Source organism: Bacillus sp. FJAT-27225, assembly GCF_001685025.1.
In the GTDB taxonomy this organism is placed as follows: domain Bacteria; phylum Bacillota; class Bacilli; order Bacillales; family Cytobacillaceae; genus Bacillus_D.
Genome location: NZ_MAYU01000001.1, coordinates 1,254,375 through 1,269,984, shown reverse-complemented (window position 1 = coordinate 1,269,984; position 15,610 = coordinate 1,254,375). Strand labels below are relative to the sequence as shown.

Annotated in this window: 18 protein-coding genes; 8 read left to right on the top strand and 10 right to left on the bottom strand. The window is 42.2% G+C overall.

Annotation, left to right across the window (positions count from 1 at the left end; all coding sequences use genetic code 11):
• Positions 1-214 precede the first annotated feature (214 nt).
• Positions 215-2,101, top strand: coding sequence for a ribosomal protection-like ABC-F family protein (abc-f, locus tag A8F94_RS06335; protein WP_066197069.1), 1,887 nt, complete (start codon positions 215-217; stop codon positions 2,099-2,101).
• A 132-nt stretch (positions 2,102-2,233) separates the two neighbouring features.
• On the opposite strand, the gene A8F94_RS06330 is transcribed toward abc-f, so the two are convergent.
• Both A8F94_RS06330 and A8F94_RS06325 read right to left on the bottom strand, forming a co-directional pair.
• Entirely contained in the window at positions 2,234-3,289 is a 1,056-nt protein-coding gene (locus tag A8F94_RS06330; RefSeq protein WP_066197067.1) for a cytochrome d ubiquinol oxidase subunit II, read from the bottom strand.
• 11 nt (positions 3,290-3,300) lie between these two features.
• Positions 3,301-4,662, bottom strand: coding sequence for a cytochrome ubiquinol oxidase subunit I (locus A8F94_RS06325; protein WP_066197065.1), 1,362 nt, complete (start codon positions 4,660-4,662; stop codon positions 3,301-3,303).
• A 440-nt stretch (positions 4,663-5,102) separates the two neighbouring features.
• Here A8F94_RS06325 and A8F94_RS06320 point away from each other — a divergent pair, with 440 nt between their 5' ends.
• Positions 5,103-5,456: a hypothetical protein gene (locus A8F94_RS06320; protein WP_066197063.1), complete on the top strand. Its 354-nt coding sequence runs from the start codon at positions 5,103-5,105 to the stop codon at positions 5,454-5,456.
• A gap of 119 nt (positions 5,457-5,575) precedes the next feature.
• On the opposite strand, the gene A8F94_RS06315 is transcribed toward A8F94_RS06320, so the two are convergent.
• Both A8F94_RS06315 and A8F94_RS06310 read right to left on the bottom strand, forming a co-directional pair.
• On the bottom strand, positions 5,576-5,950 hold the full coding sequence (locus A8F94_RS06315; RefSeq protein ID WP_254660800.1) for a hypothetical protein: 375 nt from the start codon (positions 5,948-5,950) through the stop codon (positions 5,576-5,578).
• A gap of 235 nt (positions 5,951-6,185) precedes the next feature.
• Positions 6,186-7,139, bottom strand: a complete 954-nt coding sequence (locus tag A8F94_RS06310; protein WP_066197061.1) for a metal ABC transporter solute-binding protein, Zn/Mn family — start codon at positions 7,137-7,139, stop codon at positions 6,186-6,188.
• 523 nt (positions 7,140-7,662) lie between these two features.
• Here A8F94_RS06310 and A8F94_RS06305 point away from each other — a divergent pair.
• Entirely contained in the window at positions 7,663-8,220 is a 558-nt protein-coding gene (locus A8F94_RS06305) for a beta-class carbonic anhydrase (protein WP_066197321.1), read from the top strand.
• An 11-nt stretch (positions 8,221-8,231) separates the two neighbouring features.
• Here the strand turns inward: A8F94_RS06305 and yidD are convergent, their stop codons facing one another.
• Positions 8,232-8,480, bottom strand: coding sequence for a membrane protein insertion efficiency factor YidD (gene yidD / locus A8F94_RS06300; RefSeq protein ID WP_441294178.1), 249 nt, complete (start codon positions 8,478-8,480; stop codon positions 8,232-8,234).
• 138 nt (positions 8,481-8,618) lie between these two features.
• Between yidD and A8F94_RS06295 the strand changes: the two genes are divergently transcribed.
• Complete coding sequence (locus A8F94_RS06295; RefSeq protein ID WP_066197059.1) at positions 8,619-9,092, top strand: S-ribosylhomocysteine lyase; 474 nt, start codon at positions 8,619-8,621, stop codon at positions 9,090-9,092.
• Between the two features lie 388 nt (positions 9,093-9,480).
• Here A8F94_RS06295 and ytzI read toward each other — a convergent pair whose 3' ends face one another.
• The gene (ytzI, locus tag A8F94_RS24850) at positions 9,481-9,642 is read right to left on the bottom strand and encodes a YtzI protein (protein WP_077247591.1); all 162 of its coding nucleotides are present in this window, start codon (positions 9,640-9,642) and stop codon (positions 9,481-9,483) included.
• A 149-nt stretch (positions 9,643-9,791) separates the two neighbouring features.
• The gene (locus A8F94_RS06290) at positions 9,792-10,046 is read right to left on the bottom strand and encodes a DUF6154 family protein (protein WP_066197057.1); all 255 of its coding nucleotides are present in this window, start codon (positions 10,044-10,046) and stop codon (positions 9,792-9,794) included.
• Between the two features lie 237 nt (positions 10,047-10,283).
• Here A8F94_RS06290 and A8F94_RS06285 point away from each other — a divergent pair, with 237 nt between their 5' ends.
• Both A8F94_RS06285 and ytkD read left to right on the top strand, forming a co-directional pair.
• Positions 10,284-10,616 carry a hydrolase gene (locus A8F94_RS06285; protein WP_066197055.1) on the top strand — a complete coding sequence of 111 codons (333 nt, stop codon included), beginning with the start codon at positions 10,284-10,286 and terminating at the stop codon, positions 10,614-10,616.
• A 518-nt stretch (positions 10,617-11,134) separates the two neighbouring features.
• Positions 11,135-11,617 carry an RNA deprotection pyrophosphohydrolase gene (ytkD, locus tag A8F94_RS06280; protein WP_066197053.1) on the top strand — a complete coding sequence of 161 codons (483 nt, stop codon included), beginning with the start codon at positions 11,135-11,137 and terminating at the stop codon, positions 11,615-11,617.
• Between the two features lie 44 nt (positions 11,618-11,661).
• Here the strand turns inward: ytkD and A8F94_RS06275 are convergent, their stop codons facing one another.
• From A8F94_RS06275 to A8F94_RS06265, 3 genes are all read right to left on the bottom strand, one after another.
• Positions 11,662-12,465 carry an ABC transporter permease gene (locus tag A8F94_RS06275; protein ID WP_066197051.1) on the bottom strand — a complete coding sequence of 268 codons (804 nt, stop codon included), beginning with the start codon at positions 12,463-12,465 and terminating at the stop codon, positions 11,662-11,664.
• Positions 12,458-13,222: an ABC transporter ATP-binding protein gene (locus tag A8F94_RS06270; protein WP_066197048.1), complete on the bottom strand. Its 765-nt coding sequence runs from the start codon at positions 13,220-13,222 to the stop codon at positions 12,458-12,460. Before A8F94_RS06270 ends, A8F94_RS06275 begins: the two co-directional genes overlap by 8 nt.
• A 159-nt stretch (positions 13,223-13,381) precedes the next feature.
• A complete protein-coding gene (locus A8F94_RS06265) occupies positions 13,382-14,386 on the bottom strand; it encodes an ABC transporter substrate-binding protein (protein ID WP_066197046.1) in 1,005 nt (334 codons plus the stop codon).
• Between the two features lie 106 nt (positions 14,387-14,492).
• On the opposite strand from A8F94_RS06265, the gene A8F94_RS06260 reads away from it, so the two are divergent.
• A complete protein-coding gene (locus A8F94_RS06260) occupies positions 14,493-15,284 on the top strand; it encodes an alpha/beta hydrolase family protein (RefSeq protein ID WP_066197042.1) in 792 nt (263 codons plus the stop codon).
• A 44-nt stretch (positions 15,285-15,328) separates the two neighbouring features.
• Positions 15,329-15,571 (top strand): DUF2584 domain-containing protein, encoded by a 243-nt coding sequence (locus tag A8F94_RS06255; protein ID WP_066197041.1) that lies wholly within the window; start codon positions 15,329-15,331, stop codon positions 15,569-15,571.
• Positions 15,572-15,610: the final 39 nt, after the last annotated feature.

Genomic DNA, 15,610 nt, shown 5'->3' with positions numbered 1-15,610 from the left:
ATTCCTGCCCGATCAAATAAATCGCTGGCATTGTGGGCTGCAGCATGTCTATAATGCTTTAAGCTGGCATTCGGCGAAAACCCCATTAGCTGGGGATTTAGAAGAGTGTTTAGCGGCGAAATAAATGTCGATTAGCCATGGAAGACAGAGTCTTCTATGGCTTTTTTGTGTATTGCCTCTTACCGAAAATTTAATCGTGAAAGGAAAGAGGAACATGACAATATGCAGCATTCACCAGATTTCGAAAATGTTTGGCGGCAATAAAATCTTTGAAAATCTGTCTTTTGAAATCCAGGAAAAAGCCCGGATTGGATTGGTAGGCCGAAATGGCTCTGGAAAGACAACTATCTTTAAATTAATGGCTACAATTGAAATCCCGGATGAGGGAGAAATCCATATGAAAAAAGGGGCAAGAGTAGGGTATCTTGCTCAAATTCCACAGTACCCACTAGGAACGACAGGCCTGCATGTCCTGCAAATTGCATTCACTGACAAGATGAAAACAGCCGTGCGCCTTAGAGAGCTGGAAGAAAGTATGGCCATGGAAACGGATGATGTAAAGCTAGCAAAAAATATTGAAGAGTATGGCCGGTTGCAAGACGAATTCATTCTTTCAGGCGGATACGAGATGGAGGCAAATATAGCGAAGGTTGCAAATGGGTTGGGAATTACAGATCTACTCCAGAGAGATTTCGGGGAATTAAGCGGCGGTGAAAAGACAAAAGTTTGCCTTGGGCTTGTCCTTCTGCAGAATCCAGATTTGCTCCTTCTTGATGAACCGACGAATCACCTTGATATAGCTGCTGTAGAATGGCTTGAGGAATTCCTTAAGGAGTATGAGGGAACGATCGTCTGCATCTCGCACGATCGGTATTTCCTTGACAATGTCGTTACAAAGGTATTTGACCTTGAGGATGGAGAAGTTGCAGTGTACCATACAAATTACTCAGGATTTGTAAAAGAAAAGGAGGAAAGGCTGCTGCAAGAGTTCCAGGCCTACCAGGAGCAGCAAAAGAAAATAAAGAAGATGAAAGAAGCGATAAAGCGGCTTAAGGAGTGGGCGAACCAGGCAAATCCTCCGAATGAGGGCCTCCATAAACAGGCAAGAAACATGGAACGGGCGCTCGAACGTATGGAAAAATTAAAACGGCCCGTCCTTGAACGGAAACAAATCGGACTTGAATTTGAGAAAACGGACCGAAGCGGAAAAGAAGTTTTTATCATGAAAGATGTCTCAAAATCCTATGGAGAAAAAGAATTGTTCAGGAAGGCAAACCTCCTTGTCCACTATCTGGACAGGGCTGCAATTGTCGGTCCCAACGGAACAGGGAAATCAACCATTATTAAAATGGTCCTCCAGGAGGTAATGCCGGACAGTGGGGAGTTGAAGCTTGGCAGCAATGTAAAGATAGGCTATCTCTCCCAGCATTTTAATGCTGCAGACCCCAATATGAGGCTGATTGACGCGTTCCGGGAAGAGGTACATGTTGCGGAGGGAGAAGCACGCCATATACTGGCTAAATTCCTTTTTTATGGAGCAAATGTTTTTCGAAAGGTTGGCCAATTAAGCGGAGGCGAAAAAATGAGACTCCGTCTTGCCCAGCTGATGTACCAGGATGTTAATTTCCTTGTCCTTGATGAACCAACCAATCATCTTGACATCGACTCCCGGGAAGTACTTGAAGAGGCTTTGGAAGAATTCAAAGGAACCATTCTTGCAGTTTCCCATGACAGGTATTTTTTAAATAAGCTTTTTAAACGAACATACTGGCTTCATAATCAGAAGCTTTATTCTTTTGAAGGCGGGTATTCCTGGGCTAAGGATAAACTTGAGGAAATGCAGGCTAGAGTGGCTGTTCCTGAAACTGCGAGACCAACACAAAAGGCGGTTAAGCAAAGATTACCTGAACAAAAGGATGAAATAAAAAAATTGGATGAAGTGGAATCGGTCCTTATAGGTGTGGAGGAAAAATTGGCAGCTTTGGAAATCAAAATGTTAGAAGAGAAAGACCTGGCTAAATTGCAGGAGATATTCTCCTATAAAGAGAAACTTGAACAGGAAAAAGAAGAGCTATATGAGCAACTAGAGGGATTGATTTAAATCTCTTGTGTACAAATTTTATGTTACATGAATCCTGAAAATGTCCAGTCCGCAATAAAATAGTAGAAATCAAAAAGAGGCGTTTAGCCTCTTTTTTGATTATATGGTGCCAATACCTCCAAGCCCTCCGTTTTACTTCCTAGTTTCTCCCGCCTTTTGTCGTAAGTATTTTTTATCATGCATAAACAGACTCCAAAAGTATATAAAACCAGGAAACAGAATCGCAAACCCGACGATATAGGTTGCAAAAACGGCCCTGAAAGAATTTGGGTCGGTAAACGCGGTATGAATGGTTACATCCGGATAAACGAGATAGGGCAGGTGCGCCCTTCCGTATACATAACTTGCGGCAAGGTACTGGGCGGTAATCGCAATGACCGCTAACCTGGGCATTCCGGTCACTTTTTTTCCATCCTTAAAGGTAGGAAGAAATAGCGCCAGACCGCCAAGCAAGAACAATCCCAATGATAAGAACAGGATTGGAAGGTCATCTAACATTCTTTCGTATAGCCAGCCGGCTTCCCTATTCAGGGTAATCATAATTGCAAGAGCCATCACGATGGAAACCGGGCCCATGATCAGTGCATCGCGCCGGTACACTTTATATGCATCCATTTCATTCGAAACCTTAGAATAGTCGGCAAGCAGGAGTGAAGAGAGAAAAAGTGTCGAACTGATTGCAAAAGCAAAAAAGGCATACTCATTCGGGCTTGTAAAAAGACGGACTAAGTTAAGAGTCTGGCGGCCATCCTCAAAGGTATCGATATATTGGCCGTGAGTGATTGGCAATACACTTATCAGCAGTCCGGGAATCAGGAAACCGCAAATACCCGAAACATAGGTGAGCGGTTTTCTATATTCATCGGCAATATTTGAGAATACAAGAAAGGCACTTCTTAATGTTAAAAGAACAAGGATGAGACTTCCGGGTATCAGCAGCACCGTACCGAGCGTGTATGCTCCACGTGGAAATAAGCTGTACACGGCGACAACTAGTGCAACAATGAATGTATTTGTTACCTCCCATGTTGGCGATAAGTAGCGGTTGGCAATATTGGTTGCCATTGTATGGGGCTTATTGATGTAAAGCATCGACCAGAAGCCTGCCCCAAAGTCCATCGTTGCCATGACCGCATAGATGAAAACAAAACCCCAAAGAATCGTAATTGCAATATAGGCATCAACCATCGGGCCACCTCCTATGTATTGGAACTGAATAGCTGGACATCCTCATTTTCAGCCCGCTCCAAGTCTTTTTGAACAGGATTTTTTTTGAAAAAGTAGAGCAGTACAAAAATTGCAGCAGCTGCAAGTATCACATACAATGTTGCGAACATTGCATATAGCGGGCCTAGATTCGTCTGTGTCGTAACGGATTCCGCAGTCGTCAGCATCCGGTATATATTCCATGGCTGGCGTCCGGTGCAGGCGAAAATCCATCCAAGTTCAATTGCGAGAATTGACAGTGGCCCTGAAGCGACATAAGACCAAAGAAGCCATCTTGGATACTTTTCCTTTTTCAAAATCTTCTTCCAGAAAAGTCCGAAGAGGGAAACAACAATAAGATATACCCCGATAAAGACCATTCCATTGAATAACGTATGTGTGAACAAAGGAGGCCACTCTTCCTCCGGCCATTCATTCAGGCCTTTTACGACAGTATCAAAGCGATTCCCGGCTAAAAAGCTGAGTGCCCACGGGATTTCGATGCCATATTTTACAGATTGTGTTTCTTTGTCAGTAATTCCTGCAATTGAAAGCGGGGCGTACGACTGTGTCTCAAAAAGCCCTTCAGCGGCAGCCAGTTTTTCAGGCTGGTATTCATGAAGCATTTGCGCTGATTCATGCCCATTTACTGCTGTGAGGATTGAAAAAATAGCTCCTACTACAAGTGACAGGGTAAGAGCTTTTTGATGGAACTTATAAATTCGTGAACCGTACTCGGCTTTCATCATTTTATAGCCAGCGACCATTGCAACGACAAATGCGCCAACTATATAGGCAGACAGGGCGACATGCCCCGCAGTCACGAAAAAGCTCGGGTTAAAAAATGCTTTCCAGGGATCAACATTGACGATTTCGCCATTCACAATGTCAAAGCCGGCCGGAGTTCCCTGGAAGGCATGGACATTTGTAATCAGAACAGCTGATGCGAGCGCACCGAGAGCAACGAGTATGAGACTGACAATCCGCATCCATGGCTTGATTCGTTCAGCTGCATACACATAAATGGACATAAACAAGGCTTCAACGAAAAAAGCATAAATTTCAATTTGGAAGGGAAGCGCCATGACCCGCCCAATCACTTCCATGAACCCTGGCCATAACAAGGACAGCTGCATTCCCGCAATCGTCCCGGTCGGTATCCCGACTCCAAGCAGTACCGCGAATGCCTTCGTCCAGCGTTTGGCCATGACGACATATTCAATGTCTTTCGTCTTTTGATAAAGCAGTTCTGCCAGCAGCATCATGAGAGGCAACCCAACACCGATTGTTGCATGGATAATATGGAATCCCATCGTTGTACCGAACAGGGACCTGGCAATTGTTAAGTCACTCATTTTATTCTTCTCCCTTTCAATGTCACATAGTTTTAGTTTGACCAAGTCAGGAAATTTTAGACAAAAAAACCATGTCTGGAGTCTGGCTAACGGGTGCGGTTTTCGATTTCAAAAACTAACTTGGAAGACAAATAGCAGTCCGATTTACAATTGAATGGGGCTGCTCCTACTTGTTGAATCATATAAAAAATTCCCATCTTAGTTAGCACCCCTTTTAATAGGCTGTCAGAAATTATTGACAGTGTGCGATTGGTGTGCTGAAAATGATAAAAAGTTATTGGATATTTATGTTAAAATTAAAGGGGATTATTCACTCATTAAAGTTAGTTGATGATGATAGTTTGAAAGGCAGCAGAAAAAATAAGAGGATTTAGTCCCTTGGTATAGTGAACCAACGTGGCAATTTTTATTGAAGGATTAAAAAAGGGTGGAGAAGCAATATGAATAGGAGTATAAAATACTTACTTATTTCTGTTACGTTGCTTTGCATTTTAATCCCAAGTTATTTTTACATTCGATACCAGATGCTCCCGGTCTACCAAATTGAGTATAATGCCAGAGATGAAATGATTGACGGTATCACCTACACAGTAGATTACGCTTATTTTAAAAATCGTTCATATAGGTCTATTGTTAACCGATTAATGTATGAGGATGATTATCCTCTAGGGAAACAGATTGGGAGGACGGAGACTGAAACCGTTTTTGCAGTAAAAGGGCATAAAGATTTAATAGCTGTAAGAGGATTTATGAATGTGCCGCATTATTTCAAAGAGACTGAGGACAATGATTAGGTGCACTGGTCTACTTTAGATATGGGATGTCCAGCCGATTAAGCCGTAATTGTCAGGTGGGATTATATGTGGTTTTTTCTTAACTACTTTTTTAATTCTTAATGAACAAACAGGGGCAATCACTCCATCTGTAAGTTAAGTGTGTCATTTTCAGTATCTTCTCCTATGGCTTGTACATATAAATGATCGTGAAGGTATAACCGATCAATGCTCCAAGTTAAAGTAAAGCTGTTATCTTGTTCATCAGTTTTTAAATCGTAGCCGATTAACATTCTCTCGTTCCACGTGCCGGTGCCGGTTGGGATTAACCAGAACAAAACGGTTTCGGTATTACGAGCTTGTACATTAAATGTAATCTTCTTTGTCCCTTTCGGAATTTCAACCCAGCTTTCTTTTACAGGGAAATTGGAAGAGATACTGATTATTTCAGGCACAGATGGATTAGTTGGTTGAGTATAAATTAAAAGAGCTAAAGACAGAGCTATTTTCATCATTGACAATTGAATTCACCTCATACTTTTAGTATGTATGTTTAAAAGGTAAGTATGAGGAAGATACTCCACAACTCGGTGCAAATTAATAAGCGTCGAGTGAGAAGTTTAGCATTCAAACAATCAAAGTGCTGTAAAAAAGGGCTTGGAGCATAATGATATGCTCCAAGCCCTTACCAAGTTGCTTGCTGATTATTCGAATTTTGCACCTTCAAAACCGGCTATAGTGGGAGAAATCTTAATTCATCGCTTTTTCCAACGTTTTAAGATTTTTCTCCATAAGTGTAAAATAAGTTTCCTTGTTTTTTATATCCCGGTCGGTCCGAGTTGAGAGATTATGGACTTTGAGAAGCTCTGAATCTGTTTCTGCAGAGATAGCCTCAGCAAGCTTTGAGCTCACATTTTGCTCTACTAGGATGTAACGGATGCCATACTTATTTATCGTTTTAATTATTTTTTCCATATCCTTCTGAGTTGGCTCGCTTGAAGTTGACATGCCGGCAATCGGAACCTGTTCTATTCCATATCTTGATTCCCAATAGCCAAACGCTGAATGAGAAACGATTATTTTATTAATCTTTGCATTTGCGGCAGTTTCTTTAAAGTTTTGGTCGAGCTCATCCAGGTCAGCAATCAACTCTGTATAATTTTTTTCAAACTCATCCTTTAAATTCGGTTTTGCTTTTGAAAGTTCATCCTTAATGGACTTCGCAAGCTCCTTTGCATAAACAGGATCAAGCCAAACATGGGGGTCTACATCTCCGTGGTTGTGTCCATCTTCATGTTCATTTTCATTTTCATCCTCATGGCCCTCGTGTTCGTCTTCCGCGTTCTCCTCTGGATGAATATCCTTCGCGGCAGCCACCATCCGGACATTTTCACCCTTCATGGTCGATTTCGCCTTATCCACAAAACCCTCAAGACCCATCCCAATGTAAAAAAACAGGTCCGATTCAGCAAGAGCAATCATATCCTTTTGGGAAGGTTCAAATGTGTGTTCATCCGCCCCGGGAGGGTAGATGGAAGAGACATCAGCATGCTCTCCTGCAATTCTTTCGGCAAAATATTGAAGAGGAAAAACAGTTGTATAAATTGTCAATGTTTCTTTATTCTTTGTATTTTCTGTATCGTTGTCATTGCTGCACCCGGCCAAAAGAAAGGCAGCGAATAATAGTATCAGTAGTTTTTTCATAGTTTGCCTCCCAGCAAATCGTAGTAATTCCGATTTATAAAGTAAAAAAATTTATGTTAATAAAAGCTTTTCAATTGAGATTGAAGCGCCTTCAGTAGAAATTAGAGAATCATAAGTTTAACCTATATATGTTGAACTTAATAATTTACTTTCTGAGCCCTGTTGATTGGAGTGGAAGGCACGAAGACTCCTGCGGGAGCAGCGTGACAGGTGAGACCCCACAGCCGCCAAGGGCGGCGAGGAGGCTCACCGCACGCCCCGCGGAAAGCGAAGTGCCTAGAACGGAAATCAACAGACCAATTTAGAATATTATAATTTCAATCTATACATAGAATAACTTTTTATATAAATATAAAAAGTTAAATTGTAATGATTCCGATTTATCGACTTGACTATAATACAAAAAAATGAACATGAAAGCAAGCGAAAATTGATTTTTTAACTAAAAATCCTGTATCCTAAAAAAGGACCCAACATGGGCTTGCATGCTTATCTTATGTTTAGGAAAGGTGAAAAAGAAGATATGGACAGACTTAAAGAAATTTTAAACTACAATGAACAATTTGTAGAAAACAAACAATATGAACAATTTCAGACTACCAAGTTCCCAAATAAGAAGGCAGTCATTTTGACATGTATGGACACTCGCCTCCTTGAACTATTACCAAAGGCAATGAATCTTTCGAACGGGGATGTAAAATTAATTAAAAATGCCGGGGCACTGATTGCCCACCCATTCGGAAGTATTATGCGCAGCATTTTGGTCGCAGTTTACGAGCTACAAGCCGACGAAGTATTTGTTATTGGCCATTATGATTGCGGTATGAATTCTATGAAAGCAGAGAGTATGATTGAGAAGATGGAGGCAAGGGGTATAAAAAAGGAAACCCTTGAAACTCTCAATTATTCCGGGATTGAGATTAAGCAATGGCTGCATGGGTTTGACAGTGTAACCGACAGCGTCAAGCACAGTGTCGACACAATAAAAAAACATCCGCTAATGCCAGCAGATGTTCCTGTACACGGCTTGGTCATCGATCCTGAAACTGGCCGGCTTGATTTGGTTGTTGAAGGATATTAATTGTCCTTTTATCATGAATGGCGGTGCTTCCTGGAATCTGGCCAATCCTCGGGAACTGGGTCAAGGCCGCCAGGATGGAGCGGATGGCATTTAAGAATTCTTTTTATCGTTAAGTATCCACCTTTAAGTGCGCCGAAGCGTGAAATTGCTTCGGCCCCGTAGTTTGAACAGGTAGGATGGAACCTGCAGCTAGGCGGTTTCAATGGCGATATTGCCTTTTGATAGAATCGGATAATTCCGAGAAATAGTTTTGTTATCATAAATAGGTCTCCTTTTTATTCTTCATTAATTTAACACAAACAGGAAGAAACGTCTAAAAGGTGAATTTCCTTTAAAGTAGATGAAAATAGTCGGATTTTATGGTAAGATACAGAGAGAATAAAAAAGGAGTGACTTTCATGCCTTCAGTAGAAAGCTTTGAACTTGACCATAATGCAGTTAAAGCCCCTTACGTCCGCCATTGTGGTGTCCACAAGGTAGGCAGCGACGGTGTTGTGAATAAATATGATATTCGTTTTTGCCAGCCAAACAAACAGGCAATGAAGCCTGATTCCATCCATACACTTGAACATTTGCTTGCCTTTAACATCCGGAAGCATTCTGAAAAATATGACCACTTCGATATCATTGATATTTCACCAATGGGCTGCCAGACAGGCTATTATCTAGTTGTCAGCGGTGAGCCGACTGTAGAGGAAATTATCGACCTTCTTGATGCAACAATGAAAGAAGCGGTAGAAATCACTGAAATTCCGGCTGCCAATGAAAAACAATGCGGCCAGGCAAAGCTTCATGACCTTGAAGGTGCCAAGAAACTGATGCGTTTCTGGCTGACTCAAAGCAAAGAAGACCTAAAGCAGGTTTTTGCATAATATCGTAAAACGAGGCTTCCTTTTAGGGGCCTCTTTTTTAATGGTTAATATCATATAGCAGGTTGCCCATTTTAAATATCAGTTACAGTAATCCTATTGGCGCCATTTTGCTACTTTTAAAGACGTGAAACGATGCCAATAGGGTTTATTGGCACCATTTTGCAGTCTCAAAGACGTGAAACGACGCCAATAGGGTTTATTGGCACCATTTTGCTACTCTGAAAGACGCGAAACGATTCCAATAGCGCCTAGGGATAACCATCAGTCTATCACCGCAACTTGAAATATTATCACTGAGCTCTTGATTGAATTTGCTTACATCTGTATTAGAGAAAAAGCAGAGCATCATCGGCAATAATTATGCAATAAAAAAACCCGACTTCTATTGTCAGGCTTTTTTCTCCTGCCGATCCTCAACCAGAGAGGGAGATTCATCGGCAGGATCTACTGTGTGCCTAAAGGCATAAGCTTTATTTGTGGTAATTACCGCCAGTGCTATGACCACCAAAAAAATGACGAAAGATAAGACCATGATGATTCCCACTATCATACTCAATTTCCCATCCCCCTCGTACGACATTATTTAAAAACCATTCTATCATACAGGAAGAGAATGGCACAGTTTAGCGGAGCGATTATTTTGAATACAGAAAAAAGAGCCTTTTCCAAGGCTCCCCACTTCCAACCCCTATGTACTGTTTAATGTATATTCCTTGGATGAAACCCAGTAGGCCGCTGGCCGTAATCATCCCTGGCAAACTTGCCTTTTAGGCTTTCAATCAGGTAAATCCCCATTAAATTGTACAACTCTTGTTTGTCCATGTCCTGGATTAATGCTAATAAATCTTCATGGCTCATTTCTTCAAGAAACGCAAATGCAAGCATATCGATATCCTCTTCGTCCCCGGTAAGCTTGTTGCGGTATAATTCATAAAGTTCGTCAACCAATTTCACAACATTTCACCTCCAGACAAGAGAAATTTTTTAAGCAATAAAATCACCGTTTCTCTGTCTTTATATAAATTTTATACCCTTTGTTTAAAAAAGTATTCCTGCAGCTGAGACGCTGTCTTCTTATTTTAAACAATTTATGGCGGGAATGGCTGAAAAATGAATAAATCGTATAAAAAATATAGAAATGAGGGAAAAGAAGATAAAAATGGTATTCAACTCACGGAGGACTGACAAGCTATGGATGGACAAAAAAAGAAAACGTATTATATTTCAATAGCAACAGGTGAGATATCTCAAAGTGCGACAAGTTCTCCCTGGAATTTTAAAATTGAAGCCACCGATGAGGAAATTATCCAATTGCGGGAATACTTTGATGAAAACTATAACAATGAATTGAGCACATATGTCAGAGCCCATATCCCGTATGTTGAATATCATCATGACAAAGCGAATGATGCATATGATGACATGATGCAAAAGATTTACAGCCTTATTTATGAATTAGGGGACAATGAAGCTAAAAACCATATTGACTCAATGGGGATTCTTAACCAGGCTCCCAACCCTTAAGCTTTGCTGCTTCGATTGATAAATTGTATTTATGGGACGAATCTCTCTTCGTTGAACACTGGTTCGTCTATTAAATTGTATTTATAGGACGAATCTCTCTTCGCAGAGCATTGGTTCGTCCCTTAAATTGTATTTATGGGATGAATCTCTCTTCTCTGAACACTGGTTCGTCTCTTAAATTGTATTTATAGGACGAATCTCTCTTCGCAGGGCATTGGTTCGTCCCTTAAATTGTATTTATAGGACGAATCTCTCTTCGCTGAACACTGGTTGTCTCTTAAGTTGTATTTATGGACGAATTTCTCTTCGTTGAACACTGGTTCGTCTCTTAAATTGTATTTATGGGACGAATCTCTCTTCGCAGAGCATTGGTTCGTCCCTTAAATTGTATTTATGGGATGAATCTCTCTTCGCTGAGTATTGGTTCGTCTCTTAAACCGGCCCAATAGTTGAAGCTTTTGCTCATCCACGCTACGATTGTACTTATGAACACGATCATTCCTATTAGGCGGGTAACGATGGAAGAGTTTAAAGACATAAACGGGAACAGAATTCAGCTTTCTTTTAAAGACAGATTCTTCGATGAGGAAGCAGGGCATGTCCTGGTCATTTGCCAGTTGGATGGGCGCTGGCTTTTAACACAGCACAGTGAAAGAGGTCTGGAATTCCCCGGCGGCAAAGTGGAACCAGGAGAAACCATTGAACAAGCGGCCAGGAGAGAGGTTTATGAAGAAACAGGTGCCATCCTCAAAAAACTAAACTGGATTGCCGACTATCGGGTCCTGGATAAGGATACAGGGGAAGCGTTTGTTAAGGCTGTGTTCTCGGGGATTGCTGACAGGGTCGTCCAAAAGAAAACCTATTATGAAACAAAAGGGCCTTTTGTTTTTCAGGGAAATTTAACCGAAGCCCGACATGGTCCGAATTTCAGCTTTATTATGAAGGATGAAGTAATAGAGAAGTGCCTTAAACAACTGGAGTCAATAAAGAGTGGAAAATAATTGCGGCCGGCATCGATGAGCGCCGGCCGTTCGTTTGAATTTGGCTAATCTTTGACAAGCTTTTTCTCCACAAGGGCAACAAGCTGGTACATAAGTGTAGCGAAAACAGCAATTACTAGGAGCGACAGCAGCACAAGAGTAAAATTGAATACTTGGAAGCCATAAATAATCATATATCCAAGCCCTTTGGATGAAGCCAGAAATTCGCCTACAATAACCCCGACCCAAGAGAGTCCCACATTTACCTTTAAAGTTGAGATAATAGTCGGAAATGAAGCGGGGAGAATCGCTTCCTTAAAGCACTGAAATCTCGTTGCCCCGAAGGTTTTAAGGACTTTCAGGTAATTGGGATCCACTTCCTTGAACGAAGTGTAGACGACAATAGTCGTGATAATGATCGATATAATTGCTCCCATTGAAATGATTGACGCAAATCCGGGACCCATCGCTACGATTAAAATTGGACCAAGTGCAACCTTTGGCATTGCGTTGAGAACAACAAGGTAAGGATCCAAAATCTTTGATAGAAGCGGCGACCACCAAAGGATGGCCGCAATCAGGGTTCCCAGCAGCGTCCCAAGCAGAAAGCCGGCCACCGTTTCCGTCAATGTAATTCCCAGGTCTGCCAGAAGTGTTCCATTCTGCAATTTGGTTAACAGCAAATTCCAGATTTTCGTTGGTGCACTGAAAATAAGCGGGTCAATCCACTCTTTACGGCTTGAAAGTTCCCAGACTGAAAAAAATGCACAAAATATGAGAAGTTGGTAAAAACGTACAAGAACCTGTTCCTTTTTTAAGCCTTTCAAGTATTCCGCATGCTGGGAGCTGATAGGGGGATGGTTATTCAAGCGACTCCAGCTCCTTCCATATTTCTTTGAACAGTTTTCCGTAACTTTCATGATTTCTAGTTTCAAAGGGCTGAAGTTTCCTTAATTCATCCGGAATATGAAATACTTTATGGATTCTGCCCGGGCTTGCCGAAAAAAGGTAGATGCGGTCGCTCATCGCAATTGCTTCGCCAATATCGTGAGTCACAAGGATCGCCGTTTTGCCCAATCCTTTTAAAGTGGATAAAACAAGATCTTCAAGTTTTAGTTTTGATTGATAATCCAATGCAGAGAACGGTTCATCAAGCATCAGCACTTTAGGTTCGGCAGTGAGTGTCCTGGCAAGGGCGGCCCTTTGTCTCATTCCTCCGGATAGCTGTTTAGGCAGCTTTTTTTCAACTCCAGGCAAACCAATGTCCTGAAGGAGCTTAAGTGCCCGGGCTCTTCTTTCGGGTGTCAATTTCTTCGTTAGCTTTAAGCCTATTAAAACGTTTTCCTCAATGGTTTTCCATGGGAAAAGATAGTCCTGCTGGAGCATGTATCCGATATCATCCCTTGCGTCTTCAATCGGCTTGCCTCCGAGCAGGACTTTGCCCTCTGTTTGCTCAATGAGGCCGGCAATGATTGAAAGCAAAGTAGTCTTCCCACAGCCGCTAGGCCCGAGGAACGAAATGAATTCTCCCTCCTCGACTGAGAGGCTGATATCAGAGATGGCCGTAACTGCCATGTCTTTAGTAAAATATGTGTGCCCGACGCCTTCAAGTGAAAGCAAACTCATGCAGCGGCCTCCTTTTATCATTTTTTGCCCGCATCAAGGGGAGTTAGAATAAGATTCCGGGCATATGAAGCTTGATGGAGAGGGATGCCTGGTTCAGACAGCTCTGTTCAATTGAAGCCTGTGGAATCCCCATTATTAATTTATAAAGATAGCTGTCAGTTATTTTACTTTTTCAGCAATTTGGGTATTAACAAGTGTTTTATGGTCAATTCGCTGTGGGAGCTCCCCGGCTTCATCCATAATATTCTGAAGGTTTGCCCACTCCTCTTCATCAAGGATCGGGTCTGTAGCAAAGGAACCCTGGCTCTTATACCGTTCAATGACTGTCGCCATTATGCCGGGGTCTGTATCTTCAAAATATGGCTGAATTGCTTTTGCGATTTCGTTTGAATCGGTTTCCTGTACCCATTGTTGAGCCTTGTAGATGGCCTTCGTAAAATTTTCGATAATTTTTGGGTTTTTCTTCATATAGCTTTCTTTTGCCATAAAAGTGGTATATGGAACATGTCCGGACTCTGTTCCGAATGAAGCGATGATATGGCCTTTGCCTTCCTTTTCGAAGATACTGGCCGTTGGCTCAAACAATTGGACAAAGTCACCTGTGCCTGAGGCGAAGGCTGTTGCAATATTCGCAAAGTCGATATTTTGGATTAAGGTCAAATCCTTGTGAGGGTTGATTCCGTGCTTCTTCAATACAAACTCGCCGACCATTTGGGGCATTCCGCCTTTGCGTTGGCCAAGGAAAGTTGTGCCTTTTAGCATATCCCAGGAAAAATTGTCTATCTTTTCACGGGCAACGAGGAATGTTCCGTCAGTCTGAGTAAGCTGGGCAAAATTGATAACAGGGTCACTTGAGCCCTGGGATTGAACATAGATAGATGTTTCAGAACCAACAAGAGCGATGTCAGCTCCGTTTGAGAGCAGGGCAGTCATAGTCTTGTCGCCGCCAGGAGTTGTGGTTACTTGGACATCCAGTCCTTGTTCCTTGAAAAAGCCTTTTGCAAGGGCAACATACTGCGGAGTATAGAATAGAGAATGGGTAACTTCAGCAACTCGCACCTTTTCAAGCTTCTTCTCTTCTGATGTATCCTGGCATGCTGCCAGTGGCAGTGCCATAAGCACAGCAATCATGACTATAGACGCTGCCTTGAACCGTCTCAACATGGTGTTTACCTCCCGATATGAATTGGGCTATGTGCCTGTGATATCGTATGAAGAAGGAATGATTGTGTGAATGCCCATTGCCCGAAAAAATAAAGGAGGATGTATTATGGAAGTAGCAGCAGATGGAAAAATTATCTCAAAGGAAAAATTCCCGTCTCCAAATCCAGATATTGGATTATGGCTTATTACATATATGTCAGGCGATTTAAAGGTAAAAGGTCTTTTGGCAAAGCCGCTTGCTGGAGAGGTGACGGATGGATTTTTGTATTTGCGGGGCGGTATTAAAAATGTAGGAAAGGTCCGCCCGGCTAGAATTGCCCAATTTGCCGCCGAGGGCTTTGTTGTTTTTGCACCTTTTTATCGAGGCAATCAAGGTGGGGAAGGGGACGAAGACTTCGCTGGGGAAGACCGGATTGATGCATTTTCGGCCTACCAGGTGTTGAAGGAAATGCCTGGTATTTCCCATATTCATATCTTTGGGTTCTCAAGGGGAGGTGTAATGGCACTCATGACGGCCATCGAGTTTCCTGAGGCTGCATCTGTCGTAACCTGGGGCGGTGTGAGCGATATGAGCCTTACCTATGTAGAACGTGAGGATTTACGGAGGATGATGAAACGGGTCATTGGAGGAACACCGGTAAAGTACCCGGAACGGTATGAAAGCAGGACACCGCTCTATGAGCTTGAAAGACTCGTGCCCCCGGTATTAATTATTCACGGTGTCCATGATGACAATGTATCCATTGAACATGCCTATCGTTTGGAAAAACGGATGAGAGAACTCGGAAAAGACCCGGAAACTTGGTACTTTGACGAGTTTACCCACTACTTTCCTCCGAACGTAAACAGAAAAGTAGTCAAAGACCTCTGTGCATGGATGAAAAAGCAAGCTTGGTAGTGATAAAATAGAATGAAGGATCATTGCATAAAGGAGGAACGGTCATGGGCATGCCTCTAGAACTGAACACCATGATTGTCACAAAGGGCAGGGAAGAAAGGCTTGAGGAGAATCTATTTGTTCTTGAAAAAGAAGGCTATCGACTTTATCCAATCGATATCCCAATTGACATCCGCAAAACCATTGATGCTGACTCGAGCGGAACGGCAAGAATCACGAAAGTAGAATGGGGAGGGACGGTAACAAGGATTACGTATGAACTCATCTCGCTTTATTCTCCAAATTAGCAAACAAAAATGAGGCTCCCGTCTGGAAGCCTCATTTGC

Excerpts from the sequence above, each read along its gene's own strand:
- ytkD (WP_066197053.1), top strand. The coding sequence starts at position 11,135 with ATGGAAGAGTTTAAAGACATAAACGGGAACAGAATTCAGCTTTCTTTT.
- A8F94_RS06295 (WP_066197059.1), top strand. The coding sequence starts at position 8,619 with ATGCCTTCAGTAGAAAGCTTTGAACTTGACCATAATGCAGTTAAAGCC.
- abc-f (WP_066197069.1), top strand. The coding sequence starts at position 215 with ATGACAATATGCAGCATTCACCAGATTTCGAAAATGTTTGGCGGCAAT.
- A8F94_RS06270 (WP_066197048.1), bottom strand. The coding sequence starts at position 13,222 with ATGAGTTTGCTTTCACTTGAAGGCGTCGGGCACACATATTTTACTAAA.
- A8F94_RS06310 (WP_066197061.1), bottom strand. The coding sequence starts at position 7,139 with ATGAAAAAACTACTGATACTATTATTCGCTGCCTTTCTTTTGGCCGGG.
- A8F94_RS06255 (WP_066197041.1), top strand. The coding sequence starts at position 15,329 with ATGGGCATGCCTCTAGAACTGAACACCATGATTGTCACAAAGGGCAGG.
- A8F94_RS06305 (WP_066197321.1), top strand. The coding sequence starts at position 7,663 with ATGGACAGACTTAAAGAAATTTTAAACTACAATGAACAATTTGTAGAA.
- A8F94_RS06330 (WP_066197067.1), bottom strand. The coding sequence starts at position 3,289 with ATGGTTGATGCCTATATTGCAATTACGATTCTTTGGGGTTTTGTTTTC.
- A8F94_RS06325 (WP_066197065.1), bottom strand. The coding sequence starts at position 4,662 with ATGAGTGACTTAACAATTGCCAGGTCCCTGTTCGGTACAACGATGGGA.
- ytzI (WP_077247591.1), bottom strand. The coding sequence starts at position 9,642 with ATGATAGTGGGAATCATCATGGTCTTATCTTTCGTCATTTTTTTGGTG.
- A8F94_RS06260 (WP_066197042.1), top strand. The coding sequence starts at position 14,493 with ATGGAAGTAGCAGCAGATGGAAAAATTATCTCAAAGGAAAAATTCCCG.
- A8F94_RS06285 (WP_066197055.1), top strand. The coding sequence starts at position 10,284 with ATGGATGGACAAAAAAAGAAAACGTATTATATTTCAATAGCAACAGGT.
- yidD (WP_441294178.1), bottom strand. The coding sequence starts at position 8,480 with ATGATAACAAAACTATTTCTCGGAATTATCCGATTCTATCAAAAGGCA.
- A8F94_RS06320 (WP_066197063.1), top strand. The coding sequence starts at position 5,103 with ATGAATAGGAGTATAAAATACTTACTTATTTCTGTTACGTTGCTTTGC.
- A8F94_RS06265 (WP_066197046.1), bottom strand. The coding sequence starts at position 14,386 with ATGTTGAGACGGTTCAAGGCAGCGTCTATAGTCATGATTGCTGTGCTT.
- A8F94_RS06315 (WP_254660800.1), bottom strand. The coding sequence starts at position 5,950 with ATGATGAAAATAGCTCTGTCTTTAGCTCTTTTAATTTATACTCAACCA.